A 19,391-nucleotide genomic window follows, 5' to 3' on the forward strand; every position below is an offset into this window, starting at 1 on the left:
ATAAAAAATCCCCGCCCGGAAATCCGGACGGGGATTTTTTTATTTCTCAGAACGGGCGCTGCGCCGGGATCGCCAGTTCCGCCAGATAGGATTCATTGGTGATCCGCACCGCGTCTTTATCAATCCCGATAAACGCTTTCTGCCGCCAGCCGGAAAACAGACGGCTGAGTGTTTCATAGCGGACGCCTAATTTTGCGGCCAGCTGCCCGCGCGATAACGGCAGCACCACACAATCCGATTGCTGACACCGTTTCAGATCCAGCAGATAGGCGGCCAGCCGCTGCTCCGCTGAGCTGGAGGTCAGCCAGTCGATATGGTTGATATTTTCATACAGCTTCAGGCTGAACCGTGACAATAACTGCGCCATAATGGCCGGACAGGCATGACACAGACGTAAAATCGCCTGTTTATCCAGCATCAGCGCGCTGCTGTCAGCTCTTGCACGCAGGCTCATCGGGAAGCGGTTATGCGGCATAAAGACCGCGGCAATCGCCACCAGCTCACCCGTCGTAAACATACCGAACACTTTTTCCTCACCCGACCAGGTATGGCGGAAAACATCAATCTGCCCGCTGATGATCAGCGGACAGGCTTTTACCGTTTCACCCTCACGGCTGATCAGCTCCCCCGCCGCAAACTGACGATACGTACTGTCTGCCAGAACCAGCGCCAGAGCATCCTCCTCTGCCGCCTGAAATAACGGGCATGACCGGAGGATCGCCATTTGCTGTGCGGGGGCAAGGGTCTTTTTGACAAATGTCATAGGGTTTTCCTCTCAGTGCAGCCAGAATAAATGCAATTATAAATGATAACCAATCGCATTATCAATTTAATCATAAAATAAAAGGCGAATAACCTTATGATTAGTAATAGATTTGCATTACTCCCGGCGCTGATTTTTACCTGCACAACAGCAGCTTATGCCACAAAAGGTGCCGTACATTTCACCGATATGTCACAGCAGAAAATTGAACTGCCCGCCCCGGCAGAACGGATTGTGGTGATCCCCATTCCGGCTGCATCCATGCTGGTCAGTGTTGACGAAAGCAGTAAACGGCTCGCCGGTATGCATCCGTTTGCCGGTGTCGCAGCCCGCGACGGCATGCTCAGTGTGATGTTTCCGGATGTACTCTCCGTACGCAGTGATATGGTGGGAAATGATTTTGCCCCGAATATTGAAGCGCTGCTCTCCGTTAATCCGGATCTGGTCTGGCAGTGGGGACACAGGGGCGATGACATTATCACGCCGATGCGCAACGCCGGTCTGACGGTCGCCACGCTGGATTACGGCAAAGAAGCCTATACACAGGAATGGTTAACCCTGATGGGGAAAACCCTCGGCAAAGAAACCAAAACAGACGGACTGATCGCCTGGCGCAAACAGGTGATCAATCAGCTGGAAAACAGCGTTGCTGCCATTCCGGAAGACAAACAGCCGCGAGTGCTCTATCTGTCCCATTTTAAACAAAGCATTCAGACTTTCGGTGCCACCTCTCATAACAATGCCGATTTTGCACTCGCCGGTGGTGTCAGTCTCAACCGTGATCTGACCGGGCCGCGCACCCTGAATATCGAACAGATTCTGGTGTGGGACCCGGACATTATCCTGCTGGGAAATTTTGAGGCCGGACTGGCTCCCGCTGATATTTATAATAACCCGATGCTCAGTGATGTGACTGCGGTAAAAAACAAACGTGTCTATAAACTGCCGATCGGCGGTTTTATCTGGGATGCGCCGAATCAGGAAACACCGCTGTACTGGCAGTGGCTGTCTCAGATTTTCCATCCGGAAACAGCATCGTTTCCGCTGCGGGAAGAGATCCGCAAACGCTATCTGCAACTCTACGGTTACTCCCTCACTGACGCAGAAACAGACCGTATTCTGCAACTCGACCTGAACCGGGATGGCCGTGATTACCTGACACTGATGGGACGTCCGTGATGCGAAACGTTCGTTTGCAGTGGTGCCTGCTGTCTGCCCTGTTATTGCTGACCATACTGCTTGCTCTGTGTGCCGGACGCTATGCGGTTTCTGTTACAGCCGTTTTGCAGATCCTGGCGGATACCCTGTCCGGACGCAGTCCGTCTGCGGAGTACAGCCGCACGGCTGAAAACGTGGTGCTGTATGTCCGTTTACCGCGCATTCTGATTGCCGGACTGGCCGGTGCCGGGCTCGCCGTTGCCGGTGCCGCCTTACAGGGCATCTTCCGCAACCCGCTGGTCGGGCCGCAGATTATCGGCGTTTCATCCGGTGCGGCACTGGGCGGCGCGCTGGCTCTGCTGCTTTTTTCCTCCCTGTTTATCACCATCAGTTTTGCCTTTCTCGGCGGCCTGCTGGCCATTGTGCTGGTCTTTCTGCTGGGACTGAACCGGCACGGCAGCAGTCTGCTGATGCTGATCCTCGCGGGCGTTATTATTAATGCTTTTTTTGCCGCACTGATCTCGCTGATCACCTATTTTGCTGATCCGAATAATACCCTGCAAACCATCGTCTTCTGGCTGATGGGAAGTTTTGCCACCGCGACCTATCTGAAAGTCAGTGTATTGCTGCCGGTGGTCATCATTGCAGGCGGGATTATTTTTGCTCTGCGCTTCCGCATCAATGTGCTGTCGCTCGGCGAAGAAAATGCTCAGGCGCTGGGACTGCCGGTCACCGCAACCCGCTGGACTATACTTATCTGTGTGACGCTTATCACCAGTGCCACCGTTGCTGTTTCCGGCACCATCGGCTGGGTCGGGCTGATTATCCCGCATATCGCGCGGTTAATCAGCGGACATGACCATCGCGTCCTTTTGCCCGCCAGTGCCCTGACCGGCGCGATTTATCTGATCGCGGTCGATACCCTGGCGCGCAGTATGACCAGTGCGGAAATTCCGCTGAGTGTTATCACCGCACTGATCGGGGCCCCTGTTTTCGCCCTGCTCATTCACTCCATGAATAAAAAGGTGGCCGACCTGTGATCCATGTTAATCAGCTCAGTTACCACACCGGCAAACGCCCGTTATTTGACGGACTCACGTTCCGTCAGCCACCGGGAAGCATCGCCGCGGTTCTCGGCCCGAACGGCCGCGGGAAAACAACGCTGCTGCGTCTGCTGCTCAATCTTCAGAAAGGGGCAAAGGGTGATGTACAGCTCAATGCTCCGGCCGCTTATGTCCCGCAGCTCAGCGGTGCACTGTTTAATTATTCTGTCCGTACGATGGTCAGCCTCGGCCGCATCCGCCATCTCCCCTGGTATGCGTCCCCCTCCCGGCGTGACCATGACATCACAGAGCAGGCGATGGCCGACCTCGGATTAACCCGGTTTGCGGACACCTCATTTAACCTGCTCAGCGGTGGTGAAAAGCAGATGGTGATGATTGCTCGCGCCCTGGCCGGTGAACCGGAAATTCTGATTCTGGATGAACCGACTTCCGCACTGGATCTGGCTAACCAGGACACCGTTCTCTCCGTTCTGAAAATGCTGGCCGCAGAGCGCGGTAAAACTATCTTATTTACCAGTCATTACCCGCAGCATGCCCTGCATATTGCGGATTATTCATTGTTACTGTTTGACGGTACACAAGCACAGTTTGGCCGGACATCCGCACTGCTGACTGAAGAGAATCTGGGAACGCTGTATCAGCTTCCGGTTTCCGTTGTGCCGGTTAACCACCGGCAGCGGCAGACCTGCGGGGTTATCCCCCTGTTCCGCTGAACCTATTTATTACCTGATTAACCATAAGGATACACATTATGAGCAATAACACGATTACCCCGGCAGAAGCATTAGTGATCGCAGACCTGGTGAACTACACCGAACAGGGTATTTCCAGCCGGGTTCTCGCCAAAAACGGCGGCGGCAATATCACTCTGTTTGCCTTTGATAAAGGTCAGGCGCTCTCTGAACACAGCGCCCCGTTTGATGCCATTGTGATGATTGCGGAAGGCTCACTGATCCTGACCATTGCCGGAAAACCGGTAACAGCAAAACCCGGAGATATTGTCCGCATGCCGGCCAATATCCCTCATGCCGTGGATGCGCCGGAGCGGGCAAAAATGCTGCTGGTGATGTTACGTGAACCGGAAAATAAACAGGACTGAATGATGGAAAGCACACATACCGGCCATGAAGCCGGACACAAATTTCTGGCACGTCTGGGTAAAAAACGTCTGCGTCCGGGAGGCCGTACTGCCACCGAATGGCTGCTGACACACAGCGGATTGCAGGCGGACAGCCGTGTCCTGGAGATCGCCTGTAATATGGGTACCACCGCGATTGAAATCGCACAGCGTTTTCAGTGTCATATTACCGGTATTGATATGGATAAACAGGCACTTGCCAATGCGCGGAAAAATATCCTCGCTAACGGTTTATCCCATCTCGTTACAGTACAGGAAGCGGATGCCTCAAAGCTGCCGTTCCCGGATAATCATTTTGATGTGGTGATCAATGAAGCCATGCTGACCATGTATGCGGATAAAGCCAAAGCCCGTCTGTTACAGGAATATCTGCGGGTGCTGAAACCCGGCGGACGACTGCTGACCCACGATATTGCGCTGACAGAACGCCGGGAGGATGAGTGTGTCACACAGGATATGCAGGCTGCCATTCATGTCAAAGCACAACCGATGCTGAGTGATGACTGGCTGGCGCTGTTCCTCAATGCCGGTTTCCGTGATGTGATCCGTTCTGAAGGCGCGATGACACTGATGACCCCCAAAGGCATGCTGCACGATGAGGGTCTTTCCGGCACCCTGAAAATTATCCGTAACGCCCTGAAAAAAGAGAACCGCCCGCAGTTTTTACAGATGTTCCGCCATTTCCGGCAGAACCGCGACAGACTGCGGTATATTGCGGTTGTCAGTACAAAATAATAAGCAGTGAATAATGTCGTGAAAAATGCACCGGATATCGATTATCCGGTGCATTTTTATCTGTTTCAGGGGAAAAGAATTGCTGACGTAATGAAAAATTCTGTCCTGTTACTGAGTTTTATATTCAGAGGAATGATATGCAAATTATTTATCCGGGATACTACACCGGCAACTATCAGCCGGATGATACCTTTGCAGAGGAATATCGCTGTGCACAGCAACAGGGAATTTCCTGTCTGTTACTTGACCAGGAAGCACTGTCTGATGGTAAATACCGTTTTTCCGGTAACATGTCAGTTGAAAGCCCGGTAATCTGGCGCGGCTGGATGCAGACCGGAGAAGAATACCGGCAATTACATCATGCCGTTACGACCCGTGGCGGTAATATGCTGACATCTCCGGAAGAATATTTGCGAAATCATCATATTACCGGCTGGTATGATACTTGCCGTTATTATACAGCAGAAACAATCTTCACCTCTGAGGATGCTGATTTCGATGCCCTGACTGCACAATTAAAGTGGCCGGGGTATTTTGTCAAAGACTATGTTAAATCGCTGACCACATCACGCGGGTCACTTGCTGCAAATGCTGATGAGATCCGCGAAATTATCCGGCTGATTCTTCGTTACCGGGGACAAATTGAAGGAGGTATCAGCCTCAGGCACTGTGAATATTATAACACTGACAGCGAACGCCGTTATTTTGTGCTGAATGGTCAGGTTTTCTCTGCTGACGATAATATCCCGCCTGTTGTCCTGGAAATTGCAGATATCATTACCACGCCTTTCTTTTCTGTGGATATCACGGAAAATATAGCCGGAGAATTACGTCTGATAGAAATCGGCGATGGACAGGTATCCGATATTAAGGAGTGGAGTACTGAAAAATTTGTTGCCCTGTTTTCTGGTGCTGACTGAGATTATGTTTTCCGTTTTCCAGATTCATAAATAGCAGCGCTATACTATTTTTCTCAAATTTCCTGCCGTTATCGAGTGTACATCCTTAAATAACTCAGTTTATCGGAGCTTCATAATAGTACTAAACATTTAGAGGTTTAGACTTCTAGTTGGTATTTTGTGTGGTACTTTGGTAGTTAAAAATTATTATTTTATAAAAAACACAAACATTCAACTTAAACACCTGGAAAAATAATTATCTTTAAATTAAATTAATTTCAGTTAAAATATGGGGAAATAAATAGCCGAGTTAACCACATGAGCGACTTAACAGAAGATTACAAAAATAGCAAGCATTTATATGAAAGTCTATTAATACAGGCAAGACATACCATAACATCCTTACTGAGAAACACTGACATTGAAATATTTTCAATAGAATCAAGACTAAAAGATGAAGGTTCATTTAAAGAAAAATTACAAAGAAAGTCAGGCTATAAAGTTCTTAGTGATATTGAAGACTTGTGTGGATTAAGAATAATTTGTTATTATGAGTCCGATTTAGAAAATTTGGAAAAATTACTCAGCGAAAATTTCACCGTATTATCATCATCAGATAAAAAACAGGAAACTGATGTCGATAAATTTGGTTATTCGTCTAACCATTTTATTGTTAAATTTAAAGATGATTGGCTAAATATTCCCATGTACAATACTCTTGAGGGATTAAAATTTGAAATCCAAATTAGAACAATGTTAATGCATACATGGGCTGCAATTAGCCATACAGTACTCTACAAACATGAGTCAGATGCACCACGACATATGCGAAGAACATTTAGCCAATTGAGTGCACTCATTGAACTAGCTGATGAACAATTCTCAAGAATTAAAGAAATGAAACTAGACTATATTAATAATATTTCATCTAGTGATGAGAATTACTCTAATTTAGAACTAAATTCAGACACATTGCTTTCCCTTATAAATAATTACTTCCCAGACAGAGACGTGATTAAAGATAACCTAACTGAACTCTTGGCTGACATTAAAAACTATGACACTCTTGTTAAACCATTCGAAGAAAAAATAAAAGCATGTGTTAATTACCTCCCTGAATTAGAAAAAGACATTGCTTCATTATTTAATACTTCACCTCCAATTTGGACTGCACATGGTATGTGTTTCGCTGTACTAGCTCTGACCAATCCACAAAAGCTCATAAATCTAATGGACAATAATTCTGAACTTGATCTAAATATGCATGAAATATATCAGCGTTATGCAGATAAAATTAATTACATTGCTTAATTTCCTTACACGCAATATTTATTACTTAGTAATGATATTGTGTGTATGTGACTTAAACTTATGCCCTTCTCTACTATTAGCTACATATTATTGCGGAACAGATGGAACACATCAGCGCAAAGTGCCCCATCCATGCTCCGCATGATAAACAATTCGTTAAAACCCACCTTCGGGCTTATTCAGAATATGGTCTTCCCAGTTCTGCACCACACTTTCTGTGACGGCTATATGGCGGACGGTAATTCCTTTCTGGTGCATCAGGGATTTGGAGCCGCTGATTAACGGGTGCCAGGGTAATAACGGTTTGCCTTCCATGACCAGGCGGTAAGCGCAGGTCATCGGCAGCCAGGCGTCAAATGTCGGCAGGTTTTCCCGCGTCAGTTTGATACAGTCCGGCTCATAACGGAAACGATCTTCATAATGACGGCACTGACAGCTTTTAATATCGAGCTGGTTGCAGGCCACGTCGGTGAAATAGATTTCATCGGTGTCTGCGTCCATCAGTTTCTGCAAACAGCATTGTCCGCAGCCATCACACAGTGATTCCCACTCTTCGTCACTCATTTCATCGAGGGTTTTCACCGTCCAGAATGGTTGAGACATATTCTTTTTTCCTTTAACTTCGTGGCTGACCGTTTCAGATAATCCGCGTGGTCAGCGTGTGATCATTTACCGAGATTTTCAGCATATCGCCCGATACCAGTGGTCCGACACCGTCCGGTGTGCCGGTCAGGATAATATCCCCCGGACGCAGCGTGAAATAGCGGGACATATAACTTATCAGCGGTATCACCGGTGTCAGCATTTCGCGGGTATTCCCCTGCTGGCGTAACTCATTATTAATAGTCAGGCTCAGGGTGACATTCTGCGGATCAGGGAATTCATTGACCGGAATAAACCCGGATACCGGCGCAGAGCCGTCGAATGCCTTACTTTTTTCCCACGGCTGCCCTGCTGCTTTTAATTTCATCTGCACATCACGCAGCGTTAAATCCAGCGCAACACCAAACCCGGCAATAGCACGGGCGCAGCGATCTTCATTAGCCTGTTTCAGCGGCGCACCGATCAGCACCGCCAGTTCAGTTTCATGATGCACTTCGCCGAACTCTTTCGGGATGGCGACCGGCTGACGCAGGTCGCACAGTGCCGTTTCAGGTTTAATAAAAAGAAGGGGTTCCGCGGATGCCTGTGATTTCATCTCCGCAACATGCTTTGCATAATTCAGCCCCACACATACCACTTTCCCGACCGGGAAGTCCAGGAGAGCCCCCTGCCAGTCACGATGCTGATACATAGTCTTACCCCTTTAATTTATTATTCTGATGACATCAGCGGATTTCCGCGCCGACATTATCCGCCATCAGCGAGACGCTGAGTGCGAAGAAATATGAGCGGTTCCAGTGCATGATGGTAATAAAGTTTTGCGTGACCAGATACACCCGTTCCTGCTTATCTTCCGGTACAACTAACCACATCGGGGTAGTTTCCGGCAGATTTGCCTGTGCCGGGAGTGTTACCCCCAGTGCTTTCCATTGCGCCAGTGTTTTGCTCTGGTTTTTCTTTGTACCTTCAATGCTGCGGTCAAACCCGGCAGGAACAGACACTTCATATCCCCACGGCAGCCCTTTTACCCAGCCTTCTGTAGCCAGATAATTGGCGGTGGAGGCAAATACATCCGCTTTGTTATTCCAGATATCGACCATACCGTCGCCGTCACCATCCACCGCGTAAGTCAGATAGCTGGACGGCATAAACTGGTTCTGCCCCATGGCGCCGGCCCAGGAGCCTTTCAGCTGCTGATCCGCCGGAATATGCCCCTGGTCGATAATCTGTAATGCCGCGATAAACTGCTTAACAAACATCTCTTCACGGCGGCCTTCAAACGCCAGGGTTGCCAGAGCCGAAATCACATCCTCTTTGCCCTGATAACGGCCGAAACCGCTTTCCAGCCCCCACAGGGAAACAATATATTCCTGTGGTACGCCGTAACGCTGACTGATACCGGATAACAGCGCTGCATTAGCATCATGCTGTTTTACTGCCGCGCTGACAGCGCCGCGGGTGACACGGCGGGACAGATAATCATCCAGCGTGACTTTTTTCTCCGGCTGGTTTTTATCAGACGTTATAACACGTTCGATAAAATGAAAATTCTCAAAAGCACGGGTCAGTGTGGATTCTTTAATACCTTCCTGACGAGCCATCGCTTTCAGCTGTTCAGCATACGCCGGGAATTGTTCTGCTGTCCGTGAGTCAGCCGGAAATTCCCGCTGTAAATCCGCCACGGACAGACGCGCCGCCGTCGCCTGCTGCGCGGCAGGCTCTGCGGTGAGTAATTTTGCCGGTGATACCGGGTCCTGAGATGCACTGCATGCCGTCAGCGATGCCGTAATAATCACGGCGCTTAATAATGTCAGGCGCATAGCGATATCCTTTCTGTTTATTCCGCAGGGATTTTTATTAGGATTTATCCTGAATATTCAGTGTGTCCCGGTATTCTGACAGCAGATCTTCCACCGGTGGCGGGAACTGCAGATAATAACCGGCGGCGATCAGTTCCTGCTTCACTTTTTCAATATCCGCATTGGCCAGTTTATCGCGGTTTGCAAGGTTGATCAGCATACTGAAGGCAGGCTTGCCGAAACTTTTCAGCAACTCTTCCGGTACACGGGAAAAATCATCTTTCTTTTCGATGAAAAGATAAGTTTGATCGCGGTTCGGACTTCTGTAAATTGCACACAACATTGGAATTATCCCGTTTAAATCAAATCGTGACTTGCCAGTAAATGGCACTAACTATAACATGCTATTGTTTTTGATAATATCGTTACCCGGCATTGCGTTACTGCAATGCAATTTATATATGGCTGAATACCGGGCCGCTAATTATACTGAGTCGGACAGATGTCGCCAATTGACCTTAAAGGCAGTAACTTCACACTTTCGGTTCTTCATCTGAATAATGAAGATCCTCAGATTATTGAACAGGCTGTGCGCGAAAAAGTCAGCCAGGCGCCGGCTTTTTTCCAAAATGCCCCTGTGGTGCTGAATGTCAGTCAGATTTCATCCGGCACGAACCTGAAAATTATCTGCCGTGCCGTTACCGACGCCGGTTTGCGGATTGTCGGGATCAGCGGTTGTCAGAATGAGAAAATGCGTAAAGCAGCAACCCGCAGCGGGTTCCCCCTGCTCAATGAGGGTAAGAGTGCCCGTGTTGCTGAACCGGAAATACCGGAACCTGAAACCCCGGCAGTGTCATCCCCTGCCGCCGCAGATTCCGCCTGCCGGAAGACCCGGCTGATTAATGTACCCGTCCGCTCCGGTCAGCGTATTTATGCCCCGAACAGTGATCTTATTGTGACTGCCAATGTCAGTGCGGGCGCAGAACTCATTGCAGACGGTAATATTCATATTTACGGGCTGATGCGCGGACGCGTATTAGCCGGCGCGGCAGGCGATACAGAAAGTCAGGTTTTCTGTACCCATCTGCATGCGGAACTGGTTTCTATCGCCGGACAATATTGGCTGAGTGATCAAATCCCGGGCGAATTTGCCGGGAAAGCGGCCAAACTCAGTCTGGTTAATAATGAACTCACTATCAACAATCTAATATAGACCTTTAACAAGGAATAATTCCATGGCACGCATTTTAGTTGTTACTTCAGGTAAAGGTGGCGTAGGCAAAACCACTTCCAGCGCGGCCATAGCGACCGGCCTTGCCCAGAAAGGAAAGAAAACCGTTGTGATCGATTTCGATATCGGTCTGCGTAACCTTGACTTAATCATGGGGTGTGAGCGTCGCGTCGTGTATGACTTCGTGAACGTTATTCAGGGCGATGCCACACTGAATCAGGCGCTTATCAAAGATAAGCGGACTGAGAATTTATTTATCCTGCCTGCGTCGCAGACCCGTGATAAAGATGCTCTGACCCGTGAAGGCGTGGAAAAAGTACTGAATGAGTTAGGTGAGATGAATTTTGATTTCATCCTCTGTGACTCACCGGCAGGTATTGAGAGCGGCGCACTGATGGCGCTCTATTTTGCTGATGAGGCAATCATTACCACCAACCCTGAAGTTTCATCTGTCCGCGACTCTGACCGTATTCTCGGAATTCTGTCATCCAAATCCCGTCGTGCAGAACAGGGACAGGAGCCGATTAAAGAGCATCTGCTGCTTACCCGTTATAATCCGGGCCGTGTCAGCCGTGGTGATATGCTGAGTATGGAAGATGTGCTGGAGATCCTGTGCATTCCGCTCATCGGTGTGATTCCGGAAGATCAGTCTGTCCTGCGTTCATCCAACCAGGGTGAGCCGGTTATTCTGGATCAGGAGTCTGACGCCGGTAAGGCGTATGACGATACCGTTGCCCGTATTCTGGGTGAAGATCGTCCTTTCCGTTTCATTGAGGAAGAGAAAAAAGGTTTCTTAAAACGCTTATTCGGGGGGTAAACCATGGCGCTGTTAGACTTCTTCCTGTCGAGAAAAAAACCGACAGCTAATATTGCAAAAGAACGTTTGCAAATCATTGTTGCAGAGCGTCGCCGCGGTGAATCTGAACCGAATTACCTTCCGGATCTGAAACGCGACTTACTGGCAGTTATCTGCAAGTATGTTCAGGTCGATCCGGAGATGCTGTCTGTCCAGTTTGAGCAGAAAGGCGATGATATTTCTGTTCTGGAACTGAACGTCACGTTGCCTGAGGGCGAAGAAGGCACGAAAAAAGACGAGACGGTAAAATAAAGAATCGTTACTGTGACTGATAACACGGCGGGTATCTCCCGCCGTGTTTTTTGCTGTCTATTCCCCGCAGGCGGCCCCTGCCTCAACAGCGGCAACCACATCTGCCAGTACGCTTTCCAGCAACGGTTTACGCCAGCCGCTCAGCAGCTCCGGTACTTCGGATGAGGTTCTGAATCCCCACATTTTATTCAGATACTGGTTGATCTGACGGCGTGATGCCAGCAGTTCCGGGCTGAATTGTTCCGCATCACTCAGCACGTTGATACGCGCTTTAATCGCCTTAAAGGTTTTGCGGTATAACGGATGATCGGACACGTTTTCTACCGGTGCCGGATAATCTGCTTCATCCAGAGCACGGCTCTCTTCCGTTAATGCCAGCAGGCGTCTGCCGTGACAGCGGATTTCCTGTCCGGTCAGGCCCAGTCCGTCCAGCTCACCCAGCGAGGTCGGCATGTAGCGCGCCACTTTCCAGAGATGCTCTTCACGCACCACAAAGTTTACCGCCATATCGCGCTGACGCGCCTGTTCCAGCCGCCATTGTGCCAGTTTCTGTAAACAGGCCAGCTGCTGAGGACGCAGTTGCGCGGCACCGCTGAAATCACGGTAGGCTTCCGCCGGGTCAGTCTGTGCAATACGGCGCTGCGCCATCATCGCACACTCTTCTTCTGCTGATGCCAGATAACCGGCTGCACGGACTTTTTCTGTCAGTTTTTCAGCCAGCGGCAGCAGGTAAAATACATCTGCGGCGGCATATTCACACTGTTTTTCTGTCAGCGGACGTGCCAGCCAGTCAGTCCGGGACTCACTTTTATCCAGGCTGACACCGAGATAGGTTTCCACCAGCGTGGCAAATCCGCAGGAAAGCGGATGACCGGTAAATGCAGCCAGTACCTGGGTATCCACCAGCGGTTGCGGTACACACGCCATACTGTTAAAAAAGACTTCGATGTCCTCACTGCCGGCATGGAGATATTTGATCATCTCCGGCGCAGTCAGTAATGTTTTCAGCGGCGTCCAGTCCGTGATCCCCAGCGGATCGACCAGCGCGAGATGCTCCCCGTCATAAAGCTGAACCAGACCGAGATGCGGATAATAGGTCCGGATCCGGACAAACTCAGTGTCCAGAGCAAGATAAGGTTTGCCTGTAACCTGCGCACAATAGGCAGCCAGGTGTGTATCGCTGGTAATCAACTGATAATTCAAAACGACTTCTCTTAGTCTTTAACGACATGGTTAAGTGATGTGATACAGAATAATTCATCAGATCAGGATAATTCAATCAATAGTCACAACAAGACTGATCATAACGACGCCGGTAAATACCGGCGTCGTTATTCTGCGGTCTGATGCCGTGTCATGCAACCGGCTGAACATCCGTTTTGTGCTTTTCCTCATCACGAAGCTCGCGACGCAGAATTTTGCCCACATTGGATTTCGGTAATTCATCACGAAATTCAATGATTTTCGGGACTTTATAGCCGGTCAGATAGCGACGGCAGTGCAGGCGCAGATCATCTTCTGTCAGTGATTTATCTTTGCGGACAACAAAAATCTTCACGGCTTCACCGGAGCTTTCACTCTCCACGCCGATAGCGGCACACTCCAGCACAGCCGGATGCAGCATGGCCGCATCTTCAACTTCGTTCGGGTAGACATTGAAACCGGAAACCAGAATCATATCTTTTTTGCGATCAACAATATGCAGAAAACCATTTTCATCAAACTGTGCGATATCCCCGGTAGCAACCCAGCCATCTTTCAGCACTTCGGCGGTGGCATCCGGACGGTTCCAGTACCCTTTCATGACCTGAGGCCCCCGGACCCACATTTCCCCCGGCTGCCCTTCGTGCACATCCGTACCGTCATCATCCAGCAGGCGGATTTCCGTGGACGGCACCGGGAAACCGATACTGCCGCTGTAACTCTTCAGATTATGCGGGTTACCGGCCACCAGCGGAGAGCACTCTGTCAGCCCGTAGCCTTCCAGCAGATGTTTACCGGTCAGCTTTTCCCAGTTTTCCGCCACCGCTTTCTGCACCGGCATACCGCCGCCGACAGAGAGGTTCAGTGTGGAAAAATCAAGTTTGTGAAACTCCGGATTATTGACCCAGGCATTAAACAGCGTGTTGACCCCGGTGATCGCCGTAAACGGATATTTAGCCAGCTCTTTGATCGTCCCGCTGACATCCCGCGGATTAGTGATAAGCAGGTTACGGCCGCCGATTTCAATAAACAGCAGACAGTTCACGGTCAGTGCAAATACATGATAAAGCGGCAGTGCTGTGACAACCAGTTCTTTGCCGACTTTCAGTTCCGGAATATACGCCGCGCGCGCCTGCTCGAGATTGGCCAGCATATTGCGGTGAGTCAGCATCGCGCCTTTGGCCACACCGGTGGTACCACCGGTGTATTGCAGAAATGCCAGGTCTTCACGGTGGATTTCCGGCTTCACATACTGCATACGGTAGCCCTGATGGATAGCGCGGCGGAACGAGATAGCATCCGGCAGGTTATATTTCGGCACCAGCCGTTTGATATATTTGACAACAAAGTCCACCAGCGTGGCTTTCGGGCGTGAAAGCTGATCCCCCATACGGGTCAGGATCACATGGCGGACCGTGGTGTTATAAACAATTTTTTCGAGGGTGTGTGCAAAATTGGAGACAATCACAATCGCGGCACAGCCGCTGTCATTTAACTGATGTTCTAACTCTCTTGGTGTATAGAGGGGGTTGACATTTACCACTACCATCCCTGCCCGCAGAATACCGAACAGCGCTATCGGATATTGCAGTAAGTTCGGCATCATCAGCGCGATGCGATCCCCTTTTTTCAGCCCCAGTCCGTTTTGCAGGTAAGCGGCAAATGCACGGCTTCGCTCTTCCAGTTTCCGGTAGGTCATCACCTCGCCCATATTGATAAAGGCGGGCTGGTCCGCAAAGCGCGATACCGCATTCTCCAGCATCTCTGCCATCGAGGCATAGGTGTCAGGATTGATATCTGCTGGGACATCTTCCGGATAGTGTTTAAGCCAGACTCTTTCCAAGGTTTTACTCCTGATTATTACTGCTCATCTCATAACTCGCTGGTGTTAACAAATAATTTACATAAATAAAGTATTTACATAAAACGGTGTTTTCCGGTAATTTTTCTGTTTCAGGTTGAGAGTCACATCACTAATTTGTTTTATAAAGCCAGATAACAATCGAGGCGGCAAATGCCGCCTCTTAATTTATTAGTTGTAACGCGCTGAAAATAATCATTCAGGCTTATCGCTACCGGCGGGATTATACACTCAAATCCGCCTTTATGCTGAACTTTAAGGTTACCATACCCGCAAATCTGCGCGATTAAGGGACTAAATAATCCTGCACCACTGCCGGTCCCGGCGGATAGTACCAGCCGCCGCCATAGTAACCACCGCCGTAGTAACCGTTATGCCAGCGCCACGGATCCGGCCCGTACACCGGCGGCGGCATAATCACCTGCCGGGCCTGGTGCCAGCGCTGGAAACCGGTGACATCAATAACCGGGAATGTGTACGGAACGTCGCCGATTTTACCGGTTTTCGTGCCGTTCATCAGCCCGACCACCGTGACATACTGATCACGGAAGTTATCCGGCTCCATAAAGCTGTTGATCCGGGCATATATCCGCCCGGTGATGGTTGAACCGAGGAATGGCGCACCGGTGCTGTTCAGCGGCATAACCGCGATTTCCAGCTGTGTCATATCCGGCTGATTCTGCACGCTGAGTACGCGGCCGCCGAAACGTGCCTCCATTCCTTTATAGGCCTGTGGTGCTTTCTGAACAGCCTGAAAATCGGTCAGCATTGTGGTACCGCTGCCTTTAATAGACTCCGGGACTGTGGCGCAGCCGGTCAGCGCCAGTGATATAATCACAACACCATATTTCAGACTGCTCCGTAAGCGATTCATCATGATGTGAGCTCCTGTGACGGATAGTATCCGTCAATTATGACTGATGATTGCCGGTTCAACAATTAATGCAGGCTATTTTTTGGTGTGGTGACCACAGGATGATCACCATGAATACAATAAGATTTATCACACTCAGAAAGAATAGTTGGCACCAAACGTGTAATTGATGGCGTTATTGTTATTACCTTCATGGTTGTAATTAATTGTCCCGAATACATTCAGGTCATCGGTCAATGCTGCAGTAGCACCTAATTTTACAGAAGTCCGGTTTTTTTCCGGTTTTTTGCCTGTACGGGTAAATGATGTTTCTGTGCCGTTAAGCGCTCCGCTGACACTCATCGCGTCATCCTGTAAATGATGGTGATACTTTATTTCAAAATAAGGGTTCACCGGCAGGGAATGAGTACTGATATTCCATCCTCCGCTTACCACATGCCGTTCCTGTTTCTGAGAGCTGAAGTGCATTGCGGTACTGCTGCCTGAGTTTTCGCGGAAACCGTCAACTTTGTATTTATCGTATTGATAACCAATAACAGGACCGGTGGTGATATTATCCGTCAGTTTGTAGTTATAACCCGCATTGAGTGACACACCAAATCCTGTAGCGTTTGTTTTTCCGTTTTCTGTCCGTGTTGCTTTACCTAACTGTATATCACGTTTGATATTATCCAGACTCAGGCTGCCAAAACGGGCACTCATATTACCCCATAAACCATTATCCGCAGAGGATTGTATAAACAGCGATGCAACCATACCGCGGGAATCATACCGGTACTGGTCATTTACTTTATAATCGCCGTCTGATGCACTTATCATTCCGCCATAAGCAAGTGCAGGTGATTCCTGAACGGAAAGGCCAACGTTAAGATCATTAGCGGTTTCCCGGCCACTCAGATCCATCCTGTTTCCCTGTGCTGATTTAGCGCTTCCGCTGAACCCGCCAAACACATTAAGTTTATTATTTCCGGGGTTATTACGTAAATTTTGTAACTGTCCATCCAGGAACGATTGGTGAGTGGCGTTGAGATTCTCTAATGATTTCGATAAGGAAGTTGCAAAATAAGGGGCATCGACAATAGAGGCGATATATTGTGCGATAAGCGCATGACCTTCAGGGCTGGGGTGAAACCAGTCAGAGAATAAATATACCTTATCATCATGATAAGTCTCTGCACCTTCCTTACAATGAAAAGAACGGATACCGATTTGACACACAGGAACCAGAACATCATCAAAGCCATATTCTTTTCCTGACAGAATAATCTCGTCAAATAGTGTTTCAACATCAGCCCATATAATATTACCATGTAATTTGGACAATCCTTTTTCCATACTATGGTTAAATTGTCCGGTAATTCTGTTTTCAACATCGGTTACCAGCTGCTGATACACATTAACAACAGAACGCGGAATTGGTAATCCGTTTTTGTCTAATACGGCTTTAAAGGCATCAACAATATATTCTCTGCGTTGTTTTTCACTGCTGATTTCACCTTTGTTTTTTAGTTCATCATTCATTTGTTTGTAGAATTTTTGAGCGTTGAATTTGTCACCCAAAGCATCCTCAGCAAAGCTGAACAGCGAAACTGATGTCCACGGAGATAAACCGGCTTTTGGAATGTTAGGTGCAATAACATACCCTGCCCCTGCATCTAATAATTTTTTGACACTGGCAACAGCAAGGTCCGGCGATGGTGAAATTAAATAATCCTCACCTTTATGCAGTAAACCATGAAAATCTAATTTTTTAACGCTGTTAACAATATTATACGAAATATCATTGGCGCCAATCCATACAACATACAGGCCATTTTTGTCCGCACGTCCGTTGTTTCTGCTCAGATAGAAATCGATCTGCTGTTCACTGGTGCGAATAGATGCCGGAGATAATTTATCTGCTGTGGCACCGCCTTCAGCATAATTATCGCCGCCAAAATTAGAGGGTATGAATGGTTTATTCAGATAATATTCAGACAATATTTCATTGTATAATTTACTGTGAGAGCCAGCCAGGTATCTGCTGTCATTACCTCTGTTCCCTCCGTCACTCATACTGTCACCGATGACGATAAAGGAGTCAAAAGCAAACGCGTTGAAGCCGGATAATAAAAAAACAAGTGTTGCTGAATAAGCTAAATTTCCTTTCATGATAATCCTTGTAGTAAATGATGTGACTTTAAAAAAAACGGGCAGTACAGAAAAAGGGTAATACTGATATTATTTTGCACATTTATTTGTAATGAAAATGTAAACTTGCTATTGTGTTTTATCAGCTTCCTGATGAGTTATTTGTTGCAAAAGATGCAGGTAAACGGATGATTTAATAATAGATAGTTTAAAAACACACTACTAATCTCACAGGAATAATAAAAATCATCAGAATGGTGCATAACCATCTGTTTATTATTGCCATGTCGCAATATTGAATGTCAGAGATATAGTCTGATGATTGTTTTCTGCTCAGATGTAATAATGGTGTCACTGATTTTAGATTATCCTCATAAGAATAAAATATGAGTTAATATACCTACAGAGGGAGTTCGGGTTGAACATGATTTTTTCTTTTGTTTGAAGTTAACATCCTGGAGACCTGTAAATAACATTATTATTCAATTAATTACAAAATGACGCACACGCATTCTTTATATATATTTCTGTGATATCTGTTAAAAACACATAGCAGCAAGAAGTAACATGCGTGATAGTAACCAGCATGTAAATATTAATTTAAAATAAAAAGTCATAGTTGCCAACCAGTTTACCAGGCTAAAACAAGTCACAATGAGTATCCAATGATTGAAAAACCTTACCTTCCGGAAAAAAAGAATGCCGAAAATGAAATTAAACTTAACTATTTTTTGGTGGAACATAAATTCAGTGATGATTAAATGCAGATTATTCTCATGTGGCAGACAGATAAAATAAACACAGCAGAATAACATCCTAAACAATATAAAATCATGGCTGCCCCGTTATCCATATTCAGCACCAACGACTGATGCCGGTAATCCTCCCGCAGGACAGTTGTTGTATCAATCTGCTGCTATTCCCTGTTCTGTCTGTACCGGCATGGATTTTCCTTCTTACTCAGCCTGATTACGTCAGTTATACAATGCAGATATACAATGCAGAGCGAATATTTCTTTTTCCTTTCTCTTCTTCTGTATATATTTTCAGCAACCGGCTATCATGGATGCATCCATTTTACTGAGCCGTGAGCACTATTTATAAAAGCCCTGCCCCAGCATTTCTAATCCTTTTTTTCGGGATAACCACCACCGCTGCAATTAATTAAAGTAAAGATGGAAACCATAGTAATTATTACGTAATAAAATATGAGCACACCCACCAATATATACAAATAAAATGTTCACAAATGACAAGATAAATAGCATTACACACGATGAAAATACATCTCACATTAAAATAACACATTGAAATTATAATAGGTGTATATACATAGATGCACTGATGATATTCAGTAAACACAAGATAGCACAAGATAATTAGGACGTTTCTCATAAAAAAAATAAACACCTGAAAAGTAACAAGCCATGTTCACCGAACTGATTTGGAATGCCGGCTATTTGGTTTGTTTCGGGTCGTATCTCTGGCGATGGCGGGCAAAATACCTGTAATTA

General features: G+C 47.5%; 19 protein-coding genes. 10 read left to right on the forward strand and 9 right to left on the reverse strand.

All coding sequences use genetic code 11. The annotated features are described in order from the left end of the window. Positions 1 to 46 precede the first annotated feature (46 nt). The gene (locus R5268_RS04790; protein ID WP_317418847.1) at positions 47 to 763 is read right to left on the reverse strand and encodes a Crp/Fnr family transcriptional regulator; all 717 of its coding nucleotides are present in this window, start codon (positions 761 to 763) and stop codon (positions 47 to 49) included. A 96-nt stretch (positions 764 to 859) separates the two neighbouring features. On the opposite strand from R5268_RS04790, the gene R5268_RS04795 reads away from it, so the two are divergent. The 7 genes from R5268_RS04795 to R5268_RS04825 all read left to right on the forward strand — a co-directional run bounded on the left by R5268_RS04795 (position 860) and on the right by R5268_RS04825 (position 7,068). Further along, the gene (locus R5268_RS04795; protein ID WP_317418848.1) at positions 860 to 1,942 is read left to right on the forward strand and encodes an ABC transporter substrate-binding protein; all 1,083 of its coding nucleotides are present in this window, start codon (positions 860 to 862) and stop codon (positions 1,940 to 1,942) included. Then, positions 1,942 to 2,961, forward strand: coding sequence for a FecCD family ABC transporter permease (locus R5268_RS04800; RefSeq protein WP_046892653.1), 1,020 nt, complete (start codon positions 1,942 to 1,944; stop codon positions 2,959 to 2,961). Before R5268_RS04795 ends, R5268_RS04800 begins: the two co-directional genes overlap by 1 nt. Beyond that, positions 2,958 to 3,698: an ABC transporter ATP-binding protein gene (locus tag R5268_RS04805; RefSeq protein ID WP_317418849.1), complete on the forward strand. Its 741-nt coding sequence runs from the start codon at positions 2,958 to 2,960 to the stop codon at positions 3,696 to 3,698. Before R5268_RS04800 ends, R5268_RS04805 begins: the two co-directional genes overlap by 4 nt. Positions 3,699 to 3,736: 38 nt before the next feature. Beyond that, positions 3,737 to 4,084, forward strand: a complete 348-nt coding sequence (locus tag R5268_RS04810) for a cupin domain-containing protein (RefSeq protein ID WP_004237520.1) — start codon at positions 3,737 to 3,739, stop codon at positions 4,082 to 4,084. A gap of 3 nt (positions 4,085 to 4,087) precedes the next feature. Next, positions 4,088 to 4,858 carry a class I SAM-dependent methyltransferase gene (locus R5268_RS04815; protein WP_317418934.1) on the forward strand — a complete coding sequence of 257 codons (771 nt, stop codon included), beginning with the start codon at positions 4,088 to 4,090 and terminating at the stop codon, positions 4,856 to 4,858. A 137-nt stretch (positions 4,859 to 4,995) separates the two neighbouring features. Next, positions 4,996 to 5,778 carry an ATP-grasp domain-containing protein gene (locus tag R5268_RS04820; protein ID WP_317418850.1) on the forward strand — a complete coding sequence of 261 codons (783 nt, stop codon included), beginning with the start codon at positions 4,996 to 4,998 and terminating at the stop codon, positions 5,776 to 5,778. Positions 5,779 to 6,075: 297 nt separating this feature from the next. Continuing rightward, the gene (locus tag R5268_RS04825) at positions 6,076 to 7,068 is read left to right on the forward strand and encodes a hypothetical protein (protein WP_317418851.1); all 993 of its coding nucleotides are present in this window, start codon (positions 6,076 to 6,078) and stop codon (positions 7,066 to 7,068) included. Positions 7,069 to 7,224: 156 nt separating this feature from the next. Here R5268_RS04825 and R5268_RS04830 read toward each other — a convergent pair whose 3' ends face one another. From R5268_RS04830 to R5268_RS04845, 4 genes are read right to left on the reverse strand one after another with little or no spacing between them, the layout of a single operon-like run. Then, positions 7,225 to 7,671 carry a YcgN family cysteine cluster protein gene (locus R5268_RS04830; RefSeq protein WP_024473000.1) on the reverse strand — a complete coding sequence of 149 codons (447 nt, stop codon included), beginning with the start codon at positions 7,669 to 7,671 and terminating at the stop codon, positions 7,225 to 7,227. Between the two features lie 34 nt (positions 7,672 to 7,705). Then, positions 7,706 to 8,362, reverse strand: a complete 657-nt coding sequence (locus R5268_RS04835) for a fumarylacetoacetate hydrolase family protein (protein WP_046892172.1) — start codon at positions 8,360 to 8,362, stop codon at positions 7,706 to 7,708. Between the two features lie 34 nt (positions 8,363 to 8,396). After that, positions 8,397 to 9,491: a lytic murein transglycosylase gene (locus R5268_RS04840; protein WP_317418852.1), complete on the reverse strand. Its 1,095-nt coding sequence runs from the start codon at positions 9,489 to 9,491 to the stop codon at positions 8,397 to 8,399. Positions 9,492 to 9,528: 37 nt separating this feature from the next. Beyond that, the gene (locus R5268_RS04845) at positions 9,529 to 9,813 is read right to left on the reverse strand and encodes a YcgL domain-containing protein (protein WP_046892174.1); all 285 of its coding nucleotides are present in this window, start codon (positions 9,811 to 9,813) and stop codon (positions 9,529 to 9,531) included. Between the two features lie 159 nt (positions 9,814 to 9,972). On the opposite strand from R5268_RS04845, the gene minC reads away from it, so the two are divergent. From minC to minE, 3 genes are read left to right on the forward strand one after another with little or no spacing between them, the layout of a single operon-like run. Next, positions 9,973 to 10,683, forward strand: coding sequence for a septum site-determining protein MinC (gene minC / locus R5268_RS04850; RefSeq protein ID WP_046892175.1), 711 nt, complete (start codon positions 9,973 to 9,975; stop codon positions 10,681 to 10,683). A gap of 22 nt (positions 10,684 to 10,705) precedes the next feature. Next, a complete protein-coding gene (minD, locus tag R5268_RS04855) occupies positions 10,706 to 11,518 on the forward strand; it encodes a septum site-determining protein MinD (protein WP_046892176.1) in 813 nt (270 codons plus the stop codon). A 3-nt stretch (positions 11,519 to 11,521) separates the two neighbouring features. Then, the gene (gene minE, locus R5268_RS04860; RefSeq protein ID WP_046892177.1) at positions 11,522 to 11,809 is read left to right on the forward strand and encodes a cell division topological specificity factor MinE; all 288 of its coding nucleotides are present in this window, start codon (positions 11,522 to 11,524) and stop codon (positions 11,807 to 11,809) included. A gap of 57 nt (positions 11,810 to 11,866) precedes the next feature. On the opposite strand, the gene rnd is transcribed toward minE, so the two are convergent. From rnd to R5268_RS04880, 4 genes are all read right to left on the reverse strand, one after another. Next, positions 11,867 to 13,012, reverse strand: a complete 1,146-nt coding sequence (gene rnd / locus R5268_RS04865; protein WP_317418853.1) for a ribonuclease D — start codon at positions 13,010 to 13,012, stop codon at positions 11,867 to 11,869. A gap of 151 nt (positions 13,013 to 13,163) precedes the next feature. After that, a complete protein-coding gene (gene fadD, locus R5268_RS04870) occupies positions 13,164 to 14,855 on the reverse strand; it encodes a long-chain-fatty-acid--CoA ligase FadD (RefSeq protein WP_046892179.1) in 1,692 nt (563 codons plus the stop codon). Between the two features lie 304 nt (positions 14,856 to 15,159). Continuing rightward, on the reverse strand, positions 15,160 to 15,750 hold the full coding sequence (locus tag R5268_RS04875) for a Slp family lipoprotein (protein WP_046892180.1): 591 nt from the start codon (positions 15,748 to 15,750) through the stop codon (positions 15,160 to 15,162). A 132-nt stretch (positions 15,751 to 15,882) separates the two neighbouring features. Continuing rightward, complete coding sequence (locus tag R5268_RS04880) at positions 15,883 to 17,898, reverse strand: autotransporter domain-containing protein (protein WP_317418854.1); 2,016 nt, start codon at positions 17,896 to 17,898, stop codon at positions 15,883 to 15,885. Positions 17,899 to 19,391: the final 1,493 nt, after the last annotated feature.

This window comes from Morganella sp. BCCO 40_0007 (assembly GCF_032989665.1).
Lineage (GTDB): Bacteria > Pseudomonadota > Gammaproteobacteria > Enterobacterales > Enterobacteriaceae > Morganella > Morganella sibonii.

Bases quoted from the DNA above. Each gene is read 5' to 3' on its own strand.
- R5268_RS04795 (WP_317418848.1), top strand. From the start codon at position 860: ATGATTAGTAATAGATTTGCATTACTCCCGGCGCTGATTTTTACCTGC.
- R5268_RS04800 (WP_046892653.1), top strand. From the start codon at position 1,942: ATGCGAAACGTTCGTTTGCAGTGGTGCCTGCTGTCTGCCCTGTTATTG.
- R5268_RS04840 (WP_317418852.1), bottom strand. From the start codon at position 9,491: ATGCGCCTGACATTATTAAGCGCCGTGATTATTACGGCATCGCTGACG.
- R5268_RS04845 (WP_046892174.1), bottom strand. From the start codon at position 9,813: ATGTTGTGTGCAATTTACAGAAGTCCGAACCGCGATCAAACTTATCTT.
- R5268_RS04830 (WP_024473000.1), bottom strand. From the start codon at position 7,671: ATGTCTCAACCATTCTGGACGGTGAAAACCCTCGATGAAATGAGTGAC.
- R5268_RS04875 (WP_046892180.1), bottom strand. From the start codon at position 15,750: ATGATGAATCGCTTACGGAGCAGTCTGAAATATGGTGTTGTGATTATA.
- minE (WP_046892177.1), top strand. From the start codon at position 11,522: ATGGCGCTGTTAGACTTCTTCCTGTCGAGAAAAAAACCGACAGCTAAT.
- R5268_RS04835 (WP_046892172.1), bottom strand. From the start codon at position 8,362: ATGTATCAGCATCGTGACTGGCAGGGGGCTCTCCTGGACTTCCCGGTC.
- minC (WP_046892175.1), top strand. From the start codon at position 9,973: ATGTCGCCAATTGACCTTAAAGGCAGTAACTTCACACTTTCGGTTCTT.
- R5268_RS04810 (WP_004237520.1), top strand. From the start codon at position 3,737: ATGAGCAATAACACGATTACCCCGGCAGAAGCATTAGTGATCGCAGAC.
- R5268_RS04880 (WP_317418854.1), bottom strand. From the start codon at position 17,898: ATGAAAGGAAATTTAGCTTATTCAGCAACACTTGTTTTTTTATTATCC.
- R5268_RS04820 (WP_317418850.1), top strand. From the start codon at position 4,996: ATGCAAATTATTTATCCGGGATACTACACCGGCAACTATCAGCCGGAT.
- R5268_RS04790 (WP_317418847.1), bottom strand. From the start codon at position 763: ATGACATTTGTCAAAAAGACCCTTGCCCCCGCACAGCAAATGGCGATC.
- minD (WP_046892176.1), top strand. From the start codon at position 10,706: ATGGCACGCATTTTAGTTGTTACTTCAGGTAAAGGTGGCGTAGGCAAA.
- R5268_RS04825 (WP_317418851.1), top strand. From the start codon at position 6,076: ATGAGCGACTTAACAGAAGATTACAAAAATAGCAAGCATTTATATGAA.
- R5268_RS04815 (WP_317418934.1), top strand. From the start codon at position 4,088: ATGGAAAGCACACATACCGGCCATGAAGCCGGACACAAATTTCTGGCA.